The 12,030-nt window shown below is 73.3% G+C and carries 15 protein-coding genes; 6 read left to right on the plus strand and 9 right to left on the minus strand.

Translation table 11 applies throughout. From position 1 onward, the window contains the following. Positions 1-76: 76 nt before the first annotated feature. The 4 genes from ABZ386_RS25855 to ABZ386_RS25870 form a co-directional block, all read right to left on the minus strand. On the minus strand, positions 77-793 hold the full coding sequence (locus ABZ386_RS25855; protein ID WP_358965979.1) for a helix-turn-helix transcriptional regulator: 717 nt from the start codon (positions 791-793) through the stop codon (positions 77-79). Positions 794-860: 67 nt separating this feature from the next. Then, a complete protein-coding gene (locus ABZ386_RS25860) occupies positions 861-1,694 on the minus strand; it encodes an NAD(P)H-binding protein (protein ID WP_351339077.1) in 834 nt (277 codons plus the stop codon). 69 nt (positions 1,695-1,763) lie between these two features. Beyond that, positions 1,764-2,135, minus strand: a complete 372-nt coding sequence (locus ABZ386_RS25865; RefSeq protein WP_351338284.1) for a VOC family protein — start codon at positions 2,133-2,135, stop codon at positions 1,764-1,766. Further along, positions 2,132-2,284: a hypothetical protein gene (locus ABZ386_RS25870; protein WP_355716107.1), complete on the minus strand. Its 153-nt coding sequence runs from the start codon at positions 2,282-2,284 to the stop codon at positions 2,132-2,134. Before ABZ386_RS25870 ends, ABZ386_RS25865 begins: the two co-directional genes overlap by 4 nt. An 87-nt stretch (positions 2,285-2,371) precedes the next feature. Here ABZ386_RS25870 and ABZ386_RS25875 point away from each other — a divergent pair, with 87 nt between their 5' ends. Next, positions 2,372-3,091 (plus strand): hypothetical protein, encoded by a 720-nt coding sequence (locus ABZ386_RS25875; protein WP_358965982.1) that lies wholly within the window; start codon positions 2,372-2,374, stop codon positions 3,089-3,091. 12 nt (positions 3,092-3,103) lie between these two features. On the opposite strand, the gene ABZ386_RS25880 is transcribed toward ABZ386_RS25875, so the two are convergent. Continuing rightward, entirely contained in the window at positions 3,104-3,751 is a 648-nt protein-coding gene (locus ABZ386_RS25880) for a class I SAM-dependent methyltransferase (RefSeq protein ID WP_356616501.1), read from the minus strand. 180 nt (positions 3,752-3,931) lie between these two features. Between ABZ386_RS25880 and ABZ386_RS25885 the strand changes: the two genes are divergently transcribed. The 4 genes from ABZ386_RS25885 (at position 3,932) to ABZ386_RS25900 (ending at position 7,169) form a co-directional block, all read left to right on the plus strand. Further along, the gene (locus tag ABZ386_RS25885) at positions 3,932-4,453 is read left to right on the plus strand and encodes a DUF2269 domain-containing protein (RefSeq protein ID WP_358966090.1); all 522 of its coding nucleotides are present in this window, start codon (positions 3,932-3,934) and stop codon (positions 4,451-4,453) included. Between the two features lie 69 nt (positions 4,454-4,522). Then, positions 4,523-5,110: a WHG domain-containing protein gene (locus ABZ386_RS25890; protein WP_351338273.1), complete on the plus strand. Its 588-nt coding sequence runs from the start codon at positions 4,523-4,525 to the stop codon at positions 5,108-5,110. A gap of 4 nt (positions 5,111-5,114) precedes the next feature. Continuing rightward, positions 5,115-6,296, plus strand: a complete 1,182-nt coding sequence (locus ABZ386_RS25895) for a GDSL-type esterase/lipase family protein (RefSeq protein WP_358965985.1) — start codon at positions 5,115-5,117, stop codon at positions 6,294-6,296. Positions 6,297-6,338: 42 nt separating this feature from the next. Beyond that, a complete protein-coding gene (locus ABZ386_RS25900; RefSeq protein WP_355716101.1) occupies positions 6,339-7,169 on the plus strand; it encodes a transglutaminase-like domain-containing protein in 831 nt (276 codons plus the stop codon). Between the two features lie 121 nt (positions 7,170-7,290). Here ABZ386_RS25900 and ABZ386_RS25905 read toward each other — a convergent pair whose 3' ends face one another. Next, positions 7,291-7,641, minus strand: a complete 351-nt coding sequence (locus tag ABZ386_RS25905) for a helix-turn-helix domain-containing protein (RefSeq protein ID WP_351338267.1) — start codon at positions 7,639-7,641, stop codon at positions 7,291-7,293. 126 nt (positions 7,642-7,767) lie between these two features. Here ABZ386_RS25905 and ABZ386_RS25910 point away from each other — a divergent pair, with 126 nt between their 5' ends. Then, positions 7,768-8,604 carry an NAD(P)-binding domain-containing protein gene (locus tag ABZ386_RS25910; RefSeq protein WP_358966093.1) on the plus strand — a complete coding sequence of 279 codons (837 nt, stop codon included), beginning with the start codon at positions 7,768-7,770 and terminating at the stop codon, positions 8,602-8,604. A 31-nt stretch (positions 8,605-8,635) separates the two neighbouring features. On the opposite strand, the gene ABZ386_RS25915 is transcribed toward ABZ386_RS25910, so the two are convergent. Genes ABZ386_RS25915 through ABZ386_RS25925 form a run of 3 tightly spaced genes read right to left on the minus strand, consistent with a single transcriptional unit; the run spans position 8,636 to position 12,027 of the window. Further along, positions 8,636-9,268: an RraA family protein gene (locus ABZ386_RS25915; protein WP_351338265.1), complete on the minus strand. Its 633-nt coding sequence runs from the start codon at positions 9,266-9,268 to the stop codon at positions 8,636-8,638. 26 nt (positions 9,269-9,294) lie between these two features. Continuing rightward, the gene (locus tag ABZ386_RS25920) at positions 9,295-11,316 is read right to left on the minus strand and encodes an AAA family ATPase (RefSeq protein ID WP_358965988.1); all 2,022 of its coding nucleotides are present in this window, start codon (positions 11,314-11,316) and stop codon (positions 9,295-9,297) included. Positions 11,317-11,367: 51 nt separating this feature from the next. Next, on the minus strand, positions 11,368-12,027 hold the full coding sequence (locus ABZ386_RS25925) for a TetR family transcriptional regulator (protein ID WP_358965991.1): 660 nt from the start codon (positions 12,025-12,027) through the stop codon (positions 11,368-11,370). Positions 12,028-12,030: the final 3 nt, after the last annotated feature.

The raw sequence follows: 12,030 nt of genomic DNA on the forward strand, positions 1-12,030 counted from the left end.
CCCGGATTCTGTTTCGCTTGAGGGTTCGGCTGAGGGTGGTGTGATCCGCAGTCGGCGGCCGGTGCCCTGGACCGGCTCAGCCGGCCGTCTGCTGCGGATCGGTGTCACTGCCGCCGGCGCCCTTGCGGGTCCGGCGGGTGGCGGACGTACCGCCGTCGGCGCCGCGGGTGCGGCGGGCGGTGGCGGGCGTGCCGCCGGTGTTCTTGCGGGTGCGGCGGGCGGTGGCGGGCGTGCCGCCGTCGTTCCCGCCGGTACGGCGCTCGGCGGCGGGCGGTTCGCCGTCGGCCGTGCGGGTCCGTCGTATCCCGGTGCCGCCGTTCCCGGTACCGCCGTCCGGGGCGGGCCCGTCCGTGTCCGCCGCGTCGGCCGCGTCCTCGCCGAGCACGACGCCGACGACAGCGGAGCCGCCCGAGCCTTCGGCGCCGTCGGTGCCGTCGCCGGTCCCGAACCCGTTCTCCTTGCGGAAGGACTCGTAGATCTGCAGCAGCACCTGCTTCTGCCGCTCGTGCAGCGTCGGGTCGGCGAGGATGACGGCCCGCGTCTCCACCTCGTCCCGGTCGCGCTCGGCGTCGAGGATCCCGGCGCGGACGTACAGCGTCTCGGCGGAGATCCGCAGGGCCTTGGCGACCTGCTGCAGCACCTCCGCGCTCGGCTTGCGCAGCCCGCGCTCGATCTGGCTCAGATACGGATTGGACACCCCGGCGGCGTCGGCGAGCTGCCGCAGCGACAGCTGCGCGTTGCGCCGCTGCTCGCGCAGGTAGTCACCGAGATTGCCGACGTTGAGCGATGCCATGCCTCCACAGTGCCGCACCGCGCTAACTATTGCAAGCACCCGCTTGCAATAGTGCGCCACGCCACGGTCAGCCGAAGGCGGCAGCGTTGTCCGATGCCCATTGCCGGAACGATCTGGGCACGGACCCGGTGACCCGGGAAACGGTGTCGCGCACCTTCAGCAATTCGTCATTGACGTCCCCACCCATCAAGTCGAGGACAGCATCCGCGGTCTCGTCTCCCATGAAGGAAGCCATCTGCCGGTGGGCTTCCTCCCGGCTGATCTCGATGAAGGCCACCTCTCGCCCCGACACCGCGGCGATGGCTTCGACCTGCTGTCGGACCGTGACGCGTTCCGGCCCGGTCAGCGCATACGTCCGTCCCCGGTGCCCCGGCTCGGCCAGCGCCACGCGGGCCACCGCCGCGATGTCCGCGGGGTGGATGGCGGGAAGGCCGACGTCTGCGTACGGCGCTCGGACCACGCCCTGATCGCGGATCGACTGCGCCCACCAGAGGGTGTTCGAGGCGAACTGCGTCGGGCGCAGGATGGTCCAGGCCATGCCGCTGTCCTTGAGCAATCGCTCGACCGCGAGGTTCTCGCACGCCGCGGGCAGATGCGGATGAGTCTGCGCCGAGATCGATGACACGAGCACCACGTGTTCGACGCCCGCCTGCCGGGCAGCCGCGATGATCTCTCCTTCCGCGCCCATGCCCACCAACAGGAACAGCGAGCGCACCCCCTCCAACGCGGCCTTCAGGGACTCCGCCCGCGCGAGATCGCCCTCAACGGCTTCGACCCCCTCAGGGAACGAGACCCGTCCCACAGCACGAGTAAGACCTCGCACAGGTGCGGCACCGGACAGGCGTAACTCCCTCAGCAAGGCACTCCCGATATTCCCGGTCGCGCCGGTCACGAGGATCATCGTCATCTCTCCCTGCCGTCAGCCGTTGATCACGTCCACGGCACGCTAAGAGCTCGACTTTGCTTGAGGTCAAGTCGGACCCGGCCCCGCGATGATGCAGAAGGGATGCCCCGCGGGATCCGTGAGCACCCGCCACCTGCTCACGTTGGGCTGGTATTCCGGCCTGCCCGCGCCCAACCCCACCAGTCGCGCCTCGGCCTCGTCCAAGTCCTCGACCCTGAAGCAGCAGTGCAGTTGCTGCGGTACCTCCTGGTCGGGCCAGCTCGGCGGCCGGTAGCCGGCGACGCGCTGAAAGCCGAGGGAGAGCCCGCCCTCACTGCCGCCCAGGGACGCGAAGCCGGCGTTCGACATCGGATGCGGTTCGAGGCCGGTGGCCTGCTGATAGAAGGCCGCGAGCGCGAGCGGATCCGCGCAGTCCAGGGTGATCGCGCTCAGTTTCACGCGGCGAGCACCTCCTGCGGTTGCGGGGTGCGGTCAGCTACGCGCTGGGGATGGGCGGGGAGGGCCCCGCCCGGATGGGCGATGTCCGCCGCGCCGAACTCGCGCAGGAGCGCGGTGGCCGGGCCGGTGTGCGCAGGGGAGTCAGGCACAGGGTGGTGTCCTTCCGGCGGTGCTCGGGGTCGGCAACCATCAAATCGGTGGACGGACCGGCGCTGCCATCGATTTGATCCGCTCTCATGACGACTCCGCAGCAGGCTCTGGTCCGCTTCGCCGCCCGCGACAACGCCGAGTGGTGCGCGGCGATGTGCCGGGCGCACGGCGTGGCCGGGGAGTTCGGGGACCATGCCTGGGCCGCCGCGGCCCGTACGCCGCTCTTCTATCCCGACGCGGTGACGCTGGAGCCGGATGCCGACCCCGAGGCGCTCGCGGCCCGGATCGACCTGGCGTCGCCCGGCGCCTCGGTCAAGGACAGCTTCGCCGACCTCGATCTGACGGAGGCCGGGTTCCGGGTGCTGTTCGAGGCGCGGTGGATCCACCGGCCGGCCGGGCCGCCCGCCCTGGCCCCGGACCTCGCGTGGGAGGTGGCGGGCGATCCGCGGACGCTGCGTGCCTGGGCGCTGGCCTGGGACGACGGCGCCGGCCACGCGGACCTCTTCCGGCCGGGGCTGCTGACCGACCCGGACGTCTTCGTGCTGGCCGGGCGGTCCGCCGGCGGGCGGGTCGTCGCCGGGGCGGTGGCCCGCCGCAGTGAGCACGTGGTCGGGGTCTCCAACGTCTTCGGGCGGGACGGCGGGCCCGACGCCGCCTGGCCCCTCGTCCTGCACGCGCTCCATCGGCTCTTCCCCGCCCTGCCCGTCGTCGGCTACGAGGCGGGCGAGGACCTGGCGGCCGCCCTCCGGCACGGCTTCGAGGCGGTCGGGCCGCTGCGGGTGTGGCTGCACGAACCGGCCGCCTGAACGGCGCCGGGGTCACTCCGGCTTCTGCGCCAGGAACGTGCCGACCTGCCGCTTCGTGCCGCCCTCCGGTTCCTGCACCATCCGGGTCGTGACCACCAGACCGGCCCGGTGCAGCAGGTCGGCGATCCGGTCCGGCGGCAGCAGATACGACTCGTAGGACACCGGATGGCCGCCGTACGCGTGCGTGGGGCGCACGTGCTCCTCCTCGCCCACATGGCCGGCCAGCATCAGCACGCCGCCGGGCGCGAGGGTGCGGTGGAACTCGGAGAACACGGTCGGGAGCCACTGCGGCGGGGTGTGGTGGGTGGCGTAGTACGCCAGGATGCCGCCGAGTTCACCGCCGCCGATGTCCAGCGCGGTCATCGAGCCGACGCTGAAGCGGAGTTCCGGGTACGCGGCCCGGGCCAGCTCGATCATCCTCGGCGACACGTCCACGCCGAAGACCGGCAACCCCAGGGCGGCCAGGTGCGCGGTCACCTTGCCCGGGCCGCAGCCCAGGTCGGCGATCGGTCCCCGGGACCGTACGAGGTCGGCGAAGGCGCCCAGCATGGCCCGGGACACCGGGTCCAGCTCGGCCGGTTCCTTGACGCGCCGGGCGTAGTCGGCGGCGACGGCGTCGTAGGACTCGCGGATGGAGGCGAGGTGGGGAGGTTCGCTCATGCCGCGACACTAAGGGAGGCCTCTGACACCGCCCCGTACGCGTGTACGTACGCCGACGTCAGTACGCCGGGTTACTCCCGCCGTGAGACGCCACCGGCGCCCCGCCCCGGCACCGTGTTCCGCGTGGATACGACACCGAACCCGAACCCGAGCGTGATGCCGAACCCGAAGCCGAAAGCGATGCCGAAGCTCAGCCGCCCGGCGCGCCGGGCCGTCCTCGTCGTCCATGTCACCTCCTCCGCGAGCTGGCTCGGGCTCACGCTCGGGCTGCTCGCCCTCGGGACCACGGCCGCCACCACCGGGTCGGCCGTGACCGTGGAGGCGTGCGTGCGGGCCATGAAGCTCTTCGCCGACTGGCTCCTGCTGCCGGTCGCGTTCCTCACGCTCCTCAGCGGCCTGGTGCTGTCGCTGGGCACGGCGTGGGGCCTGGCCCGGCACCGGTGGGTCTGGACGAAGTTCTGGCTGACCCTCGCCACGACCACCGCCACGGTGTTCGCCCTGCGCCCCGGGGTGAACGCCGCGGTCACCGCCGTCGCCGCGGGCGGGTCGCTGCCCGACGCCGGTGACGTGCTGTTCGGGCCGGCCGTCTCGCTGTCCGCGTACGTCTTCATGACGGTGATCTCCGTCCTGAAGCCGTGGGGCCCGACCAGGCGGGGCAAGCGACTGCGGACACCCGCCCGGCGCACCCTCCAGGATGCCTGAATACCACCCTGATTTGCCTAAACCTATTAGGCAGATGCACACTCTCTTCAGGCAGAAGGGAGAAGCCGTATGGCACGGGTAGGCCTGACCACGGAGCGTCTGACCCGGGCGGGCGCCGAACTCGCCGACGAGGTCGGCTTCGACCAGGTGACCGTCTCGGCGCTCGCCCGGCGGTTCGACGTCAAGGTCGCGAGCCTGTACTCGCACGTGAAGAACTCCCAGGACCTGAAGACCCGGATCGCCCTGCTCGCCCTCGCGGAACTCGCCGACCGGGCCGCCGACGCCCTGGCCGGCCGGTCCGGCAAGGAGGCCCTGGCCGCCCTCGCGAACGTGTACCGCGACTACGCCCGGGAACACCCCGGCCGGTACGCCGCGGCCCAGCTGCGGCTCGACCCCGAGACGGCGGCCGCGAGCGCCGGCGTGCGGCACGCGCAGATGACCCGCGCCCTGCTGCGCGGCTACGACCTGACGGAACCGGACCAGACCCACGCCGTCCGGCTGCTGGGCAGCGTCTTCCACGGGTACGTGAGCCTGGAGCTGGGCGGCGGCTTCAGCCACAGCGCCCCCGACACCGACCAGACGTGGGTACGCGTCCTCGACGCCCTCGACACGCTGCTGCGCAACTGGCCCCCGCCCCCCACGGAAAGCCAAGGCTGACACCATGCACACCGAGCACGACTGGATCACCATCCCCCTCACCCTGGAACTGCTGCGCGGCGCCCTCGACCTGGAGCGCACCGAGCACGGCCTGCTCCCGCACCGGCTGCCCGCCCGGGCCCGCGCCCAGAACTCGGACGCGCAGCTGGCGATGGCCGAGGCGCAGCCCTCCGGCGTACGCCTGGCCTTCCGCAGCGCCGCGACCGCCGTGGAACTGGACACGCTGCGTACCAAGCGCGACTACGTCGGGGCCCCGCCTCGCCCGGACGGGCTGTACGAACTGCTCGTGGACGGCCGTCCGGCCGGTCGGGCCTCCGCCACCGGCGGCAACGTCCTCACCGTCGACATGGCCACATGGAAGACCGAACTCACGCCCGGCCCGGTCGGCACGGTCCGCTTCACCGGCCTGCCGGCGGGCGAGAAGGACGTCGAGATCTGGCTGCCGCACAACGAGACCACCGAGCTCGTCGCGCTGCGCACCGACGCGCCCGTCGCGCCGCTGCCGGACCGGGGCCGCAGGGTGTGGCTGCACCACGGCAGTTCGATCAGCCAGGGCTCCGACGCCGCCGGCCCCACGGCCATCTGGCCCGCGGTCGCCGCGTCCCTCGGCGGGGTGGAGCTGATCAACCTCGGCATGGGCGGCAGCATGATGCTCGACCCGTTCACCGCGCGGGCCATGCGGGGCACCCCGGCGGACCTGATCAGCGTGAAGATCGGCATCAACATCGTCAACGGCGACGTGATGCGGCTGCGCGCCTTCGGCCCGGCCGTGCACGGTTTCCTCGACACGATCCGGGACGGACACCCCGACACGCCGCTGCTGGTCGTCTCCCCGGTCCACTGCGCGATCCACGAGGACACGCCCGGCCCCACCGCCCCGGACCTCGGCGGGATCGGCGAGGGCCGGCTGCGGTTCGCCGCGATGGGCGACCCGGCGGAGACGGCCACCGGGAAGCTCACGCTCCGCGTCATCCGCGAGGAACTCTCCCGCCTCGTACGCCTGCGCGCGGCCGACGACCCGAACCTCCACTACCTCGACGGCCTCGCCCTCTACGGCGAGTCCGACGCGGCCGAACGCCCCCTGCCCGACAACGTCCACCCGGACGCGGCAACCCACCACCACATCGGCAAACGCTTCGCCGAACTGGCCTTCACCCCGGAAGGAGCCTTCGCGGAACGATCCTGAACGGGAGACGGCTGTCAGCCCCGCCCCCTACGCTCCCAGGGCATGACCGCCACCGCGCTCGACTACTCCCGCCCCGGCCCCCACACCCGCCTGGAGGCCGGGCAGCCGGCGCTCCTGGAGGGGCTTCCGGACGACCCGGTCGGGATCTGTGCCGCCGCCCGGTCCCTGGTCATCCAGCCCTCCGACGCCGCCCGGCTCGGGCTTCCCGAGTCCCGGATCGCCGAGAAGGACATCCGGCCGGTCAGCGGCCTGCTCACGGCCCTGACCGCCCTCGACCCGGCCCCGCTGCACCACCCCCGCCCCCCGGAGCACCGGGTCGTCGGCACCTGCCGCCACTTCGCCACCCTGGCCTGCGCGTTCCTCCGGGCCCGGGGCATCCCGGCCCGGGCCCGCTGCGGCTTCGGCACCTACTTCACCGAGGGCCGCGGCCTCGACCACTGGATCACCGAGTACCGGCACGCGGGCGAGCGGCGCTGGGTGCGGGTCGACACCGAGCACCTCGGCAACGGGTACGTCGAGCGCCCCGAGGACCTCGCGCCGGGCGAGTTCCTGACCGGCGGCGAGGCCTGGACCCGCTACCGCGCCGGCCTGCTCGACCCCGGCCGCTACGGCGTGGCCGGCACCGACCACGCCTGGGGCCCCCACGAGATCAGCGGCAACGCCGTCCGCGACCTCGCGGCCCTGTGCAAGCACGAGATGCTCAACTGGGACGAGTGGGGCCGCATGACCGAGGCCTACGAGGGCCGGACCGGCCCCGACTACGACCTCCTCATCGACACCCTCGCCGCCACCTGCGCCGCCGACGAACCGGCCGCCCTGGCCCGCCTGTTCACGCACCCGCACTTCGCGGTGCCCCAGCGCCTCACCCCGTAGGCGGTCTCGCCTGCACCCACTTTTTTGTGGGTACTGGGCAACGCCCGGGCTCCGGGCCAAGCTGGTCGCAGGGCGGCGGTGAGGCGTCGGAGTTTGGGACGGGACGGGGGTGACGTACAGGTCAGGAGGCCGGTCGGGTGGCCTCCGTCAGTTTTTCCAGGCGGCGGTGGCCCCAGTCGGACAACGGGGCCAGTGCCTCGGCGAGTTCACGGCCGAACGCGGTCAGGGAGTAGACCGTCTTCGGCGGCAGGACGTCGTACACCTCCCGGTGCACCAGCCCGTCCGCCTCCATCTCCCGCAGCGCCTCGGTCAGCACCTTCTCGGTGAGGCCGGGCAGTTGCCGGCGCAGTTCGCCCGGGCGGCGCGGGCCCGACTCCAGCTGCCAGAGCAGGGTCGTCTTCCACTTGCCGTCGATCACGGCGATCGCGGCCGTCACTCCGCAGACGTTCGGATCCTGGCGCCGGCGTGTCATCCTTCAGCCCCATTCGTCATCAATTGTGCATGTCCACAAGGGAGTTCAAGCGTGTCCACGTACAGCACGTCCTCGTCCCCGGAACATTCCGCCCGGCCCGCCGTCACCGTCCTCGGTCTCGGTCCGATGGGCCGCGCCCTGGCCGGTGCCCTGCTGGACGCGGGACTGCCGACCACGGTCTGGAACCGCACCCCGGGCAGGGACCGGGAACTCGTCGAACGGGGGGCGGTGGGCGCCGGCTCGGCGGCCGAGGCAGCCGCCGCCGGTGAGGTGGTCATCGTCTGCGTGGTGAACTACGACGCCGTCGACGCCGTCCTGCGCCAGGACGAGGTCGCCGCCGCTCTCAAGGGCCGTACGGTCGTGAACCTGACGGCCGACACCCCGGCCCGCGCCCGCGACACCGCCGGCTGGGCCGCCGCGCACGGCGTCCGCTACCTGGACGGCGCGATCATGACGCCGACGACCACCATCGGCACCCCCGACGCCGTCTTCCTGCACAGCGGACCGGCCGACCTCTACGCCGAACTGGTGCCCCTGCGCGAGGCGTTGGGCGGCGCCCACACCCACCTGGGGGAGGACCCGGGCCGGGCCGCGGCCTACGACATCGCCCTGCTCGACATCTTCTGGACGGCGATGGCGGGCTACGCGCACGCCCTGGCGGTGGCCCGCGCCGAGGGCGTCTCCGCGACCGAACTGGCGCCCTTCGCCCAGGGCATCGGCGCGATCCTGCCGCCAGCGTTCGCGGAGACCGCCGCGGACGCCGACGCCGGCACCTACACCGGCGAGGGCAATCCGCTGACGTCGGCCGTGTCGTCCATGGCCCATATCGTCCACGTCTCGGAGGAGCACGGCATCGACGCCGGTGTCATGCGCGCGGCCGAGGGCATGGCCCGCCGAACCATCGGGCTGGGCCACGGGGAGGACGGTTTCATCCGTATCGCGGAGGTCATCGCACGGCGGTGAGACCCGGCCGGGGTGTCGGACAGGGCAGCGCTCAGCGCTGGGACTCCTCGAACCCCTGATCCGCCAGGATGCTGTCGATCCGCGCCCGGTGCGCCGACTCCCACATGTCCAGGGTCTCCCCGGCCTCCTTCGCCAGCTTCGCCCGGGCCCCGGCGAGGATCTCCTCGCGGCGGGCCCCGGGCACCACCACGACGCCCTCCTCGTCGGCCACGACCACGTCGCCCGGGTCGACGGACACCCCGCCGCAGCGCACCCGCTCGTTCAGCGGCCGTGCGGCCGACTTGGTGCCCGGGATGGGGATGACGCCGCGGGCGAACACCGGGAAGCGCGCCTCGCGCACCTCGGCGAGGTCGCGGATCAGCCCGTCGGCGACGAACGCGGTGACGCCCCGGCGCTGGGCGACGGCGCACACGTTGCCGCCGGCCAGGGCGTAGTCCAGGTCTCCCGACTCCACGACGACGACCGCGCCGGGGGCGGCCCGGTGGATCGCCGCGTGCAGCATCAGGTTGTCCCCGGGCGGACACCGTACGGTGAAGGCCGGCCCGGCGACTCTCGGCACCGGCCCCCACAGCGGCCGGATCCCGATGTCCATCACCTGCGCGCGGCCCAGCAGATCGGCCAGCGTGGTCGTGGGTATGTCCGTGAACGCGTCGACGTCAGCCATGACATGGACCTTAGGGCCTGCCGTGATCAGAAGGGCAGCGGTTTCGCCCGCACCACCTCCAGCCGTGACACCGCCCGCGTCAGCACCACGTACAGCCGGTGCAGCCCCCGCTCCTCCGCCTCGGCGATCGCCGCCGGCTCCACGGCCACGACCTGGTCGTACTCCAGGCCCTTGACCACGCTCGCCGGCACCAGGGACACCCGCGCGCCGAGTTCCTCCGGGCCCGCCGCCGCGATCCCCGCCGCGTCCAGCGCCGCCCGCACCCGGGGCACGTCCGCGTCCGCGGCGACGACCCCGACCGAGCCCTCCCGCTCCAGCGCGTCCCGTACGGCGTCCACGACCGCCGCGGGCACCGCGTCCGGCGCGGCCTCCCGCATCCGCAACTCCCCGTCCCCGCGCAGCGAACGGGCCTTCGGCACATCGACGTCCAGCCGCTCCAGCAGCCGGTTGGCCAGCCCGACGACCGCCTGCGGCACCCGGAAGCCGGTGGTCAGCTCGACCACGGCCGCGTCCGGCTTCCCCAGGTGCGCGAGGACCGTGCGCCACGAGCGCGCCGCCCACGGCGTCGTCCCCTGCGCCAGGTCGCCCAGCACCGTCAGCGACCCGAAGGGCGCCCGGCGGGCGATGGCCCGGCACTCCATCGGGGACAGGTCCTGCGCCTCGTCGACGACGACGTGCCCGTACCCCTCCGGATGCTCGATCAGCCCGGCCACCTCGTCGAGCAGCACCAGGTCGGCGGCCGACCAGCGCGCCGACTTCCACGACCGCGGCGGCCTCGCCCACAGCAGCGCCCGCTGCTCCCCGGCGTCCAGCAGCCCGTCCGCGGCCGACGCCAGCGCCGCCTCGTCGCCGAGCAGTTGGGCCACGACCTCCTCGGGCCGCACCCGGGGCCAGACGGCGTCGAGGTACGCGGACACCGGCCGGGCCCGCTCGACCTTGCGCACCCAGGCGTTCGTGGGCGGCCCGGCCCGCCGCTCGGCCTGCTCGCGCAGACACCGCACGATCCGCGCCCGCACCCGCTCCCGCCCGACCCCGTACGGCGGTTCCTCCTCCCGTACGTCCCGCACGATCCGCGCCAGTTCCTCCGCCGGCACCCGCCACCGGTACGACCCGTCCGGCACGGCCAGCTCACCGGCCCCCTCCGCGCGCACCCTCGCGTACAGCGCCCGCCGCAGCACCTCGGCCATCCGGGCGTCGTGCTTGACGGCGGCGGCGGAGTCGTCGTCCACGGCCCGGACCGGCCAGTGGGCGATCTCCTCGGCGAGCGTCGACTGCCGCACCCCCGTCTCGCCGAGGGCGGGGAGGACCTCCGCGATGTACGACAGGAAGGTGCGGTTGGGCCCGAGGATCAGCAGGCCGCCGCGCCGGACACGCTGCGGGTGCGTGTAGAGCAGGTACGCGGCCCGGTGCAGGCCGACGGCGGTCTTGCCGGTGCCGGGCGCGCCCTGCACGCACACCGACAGCGCGAGATCCCCTCGGACGAGGTCGTCCTGCTCGGGCTGGATGGTCGCGGCGATGTCCCGCATGGGCCCGACGCGCGGCCGTTCGATCTCCCGGGCGACGATCTCGCTGGCGCGGCTCTCCCCCTGCCCCAGGTACTCGTCCTCCAGGCCGGTGAGATCCCCGGAGTCGCCCCGGCTGCCGGGCGACCACCCGAACCGCCGGCGCACGACGACGTCCTGCGGATCACGGGCCGAGGCCTGGTAGAAGGCGCGCGAGACGGGTGCGCGCCAGTCGACGACGAGGGGCGGTTCGGCCGGATGCTCGGAGATGCGCAGCCGCCCGATGTGCAGGCGCCCGGCCGCGTCCTCGAACTCCAGCGCCCCGAAGAACAGGGGGCCCTCGGGCAGTTCCCGCAGCGCCTTGGCCCGGCTGCGCAGCCGGTGGCCGAGGACTTCGGCGTCGGCGCCCGAGGCGGAGACGTCCTCCCCGATGACGACCTGTTCACCGGCGCCCTCGACCATCGCGGCGAGGGCGGCCCGGCAGCGGTCGTGGTGGGCGCGTTCCTGGGTGAGGGCGTGCTGGAGGGCGGGTTCGGTCGGCGTCATTCCACCGAGCGTACCCAAAAAATGTGACCGAGTTAAATTAGTTACCGAGTATCACAGCGTGGGGGTGGTGGTGTCCTGCCCTCGGGCACGCCGCAGGCGCGCCGGCATCCCGGCCGCGAGCCACCCGAACGCCCGCTCCGCCGCCGCCACCGCCTCGGCCCGCAGCTCCGCCGCGCGCTCCCCCGCCGCGATCCGCCGCCAGTTCTCCAGCGCGAGGATCCGCTGCACGGCCATGATCTGCCCGGCCGCGAGCCGCGCGTCCAGATCGCCCCCGAGCACCTCGGCGAGCGCGGCCTCGGACCGCTCCTGGTGCAGCTGCGCCCGGGCGACCAGGGAGGGCGTCTCGTAGAGCAGGCCGTGGAAGGCGAGCACCCGGGGATCGTCGTTGAGCCCGGTCACCGGATCGCCCCGCTCCAGCCCCTCCAGGAAGTGCCGCCGCAGCGCCTCCACGGGCGCCCCCGCCGCCCCCGCCACGACCCGCGCGGCCTCCCCCTCGTGGTCGGCGATCCGGTACAGCACCAGATCCTCCTTGGCCGGGAAGTACCGGAACAGCGTCGGCTTGGAGATCTCGGCCGCCGCCGCCACCTCGGCGACGGACACCGCGTCGAACCCCTTCTCCAGGAAGAGCCGGATGGCGATGTCCGACACCGTCTCGTACATCCGCCGCTTCTTGCGCTCACGCAAGCCGGTCTCGTTGCCGATCTCGTTCATGGC

The organism is Streptomyces sp. NPDC006140 (assembly GCF_040628815.1).
Taxonomy (GTDB): Bacteria; Actinomycetota; Actinomycetes; order Streptomycetales; family Streptomycetaceae; genus Streptomyces.

Coding starts and splice junctions, on each gene's coding strand:
- ABZ386_RS25900 (WP_355716101.1), top strand. CDS start 6,339: ATGACCGCCACCGCGCTCGACTACTCCCGCCCCGGCCCCCACACCCGC.
- ABZ386_RS25895 (WP_358965985.1), top strand. CDS start 5,115: ATGCACACCGAGCACGACTGGATCACCATCCCCCTCACCCTGGAACTG.
- ABZ386_RS25925 (WP_358965991.1), bottom strand. CDS start 12,027: ATGAACGAGATCGGCAACGAGACCGGCTTGCGTGAGCGCAAGAAGCGG.
- ABZ386_RS25905 (WP_351338267.1), bottom strand. CDS start 7,641: ATGACACGCCGGCGCCAGGATCCGAACGTCTGCGGAGTGACGGCCGCG.
- ABZ386_RS25890 (WP_351338273.1), top strand. CDS start 4,523: ATGGCACGGGTAGGCCTGACCACGGAGCGTCTGACCCGGGCGGGCGCC.
- ABZ386_RS25875 (WP_358965982.1), top strand. CDS start 2,372: ATGACGACTCCGCAGCAGGCTCTGGTCCGCTTCGCCGCCCGCGACAAC.
- ABZ386_RS25885 (WP_358966090.1), top strand. CDS start 3,932: ATGCCGAAGCTCAGCCGCCCGGCGCGCCGGGCCGTCCTCGTCGTCCAT.
- ABZ386_RS25910 (WP_358966093.1), top strand. CDS start 7,768: ATGGGCCGCGCCCTGGCCGGTGCCCTGCTGGACGCGGGACTGCCGACC.
- ABZ386_RS25855 (WP_358965979.1), bottom strand. CDS start 793: ATGGCATCGCTCAACGTCGGCAATCTCGGTGACTACCTGCGCGAGCAG.
- ABZ386_RS25860 (WP_351339077.1), bottom strand. CDS start 1,694: ATGATCCTCGTGACCGGCGCGACCGGGAATATCGGGAGTGCCTTGCTG.
- ABZ386_RS25915 (WP_351338265.1), bottom strand. CDS start 9,268: ATGGCTGACGTCGACGCGTTCACGGACATACCCACGACCACGCTGGCC.
- ABZ386_RS25880 (WP_356616501.1), bottom strand. CDS start 3,751: ATGAGCGAACCTCCCCACCTCGCCTCCATCCGCGAGTCCTACGACGCC.
- ABZ386_RS25920 (WP_358965988.1), bottom strand. CDS start 11,316: ATGACGCCGACCGAACCCGCCCTCCAGCACGCCCTCACCCAGGAACGC.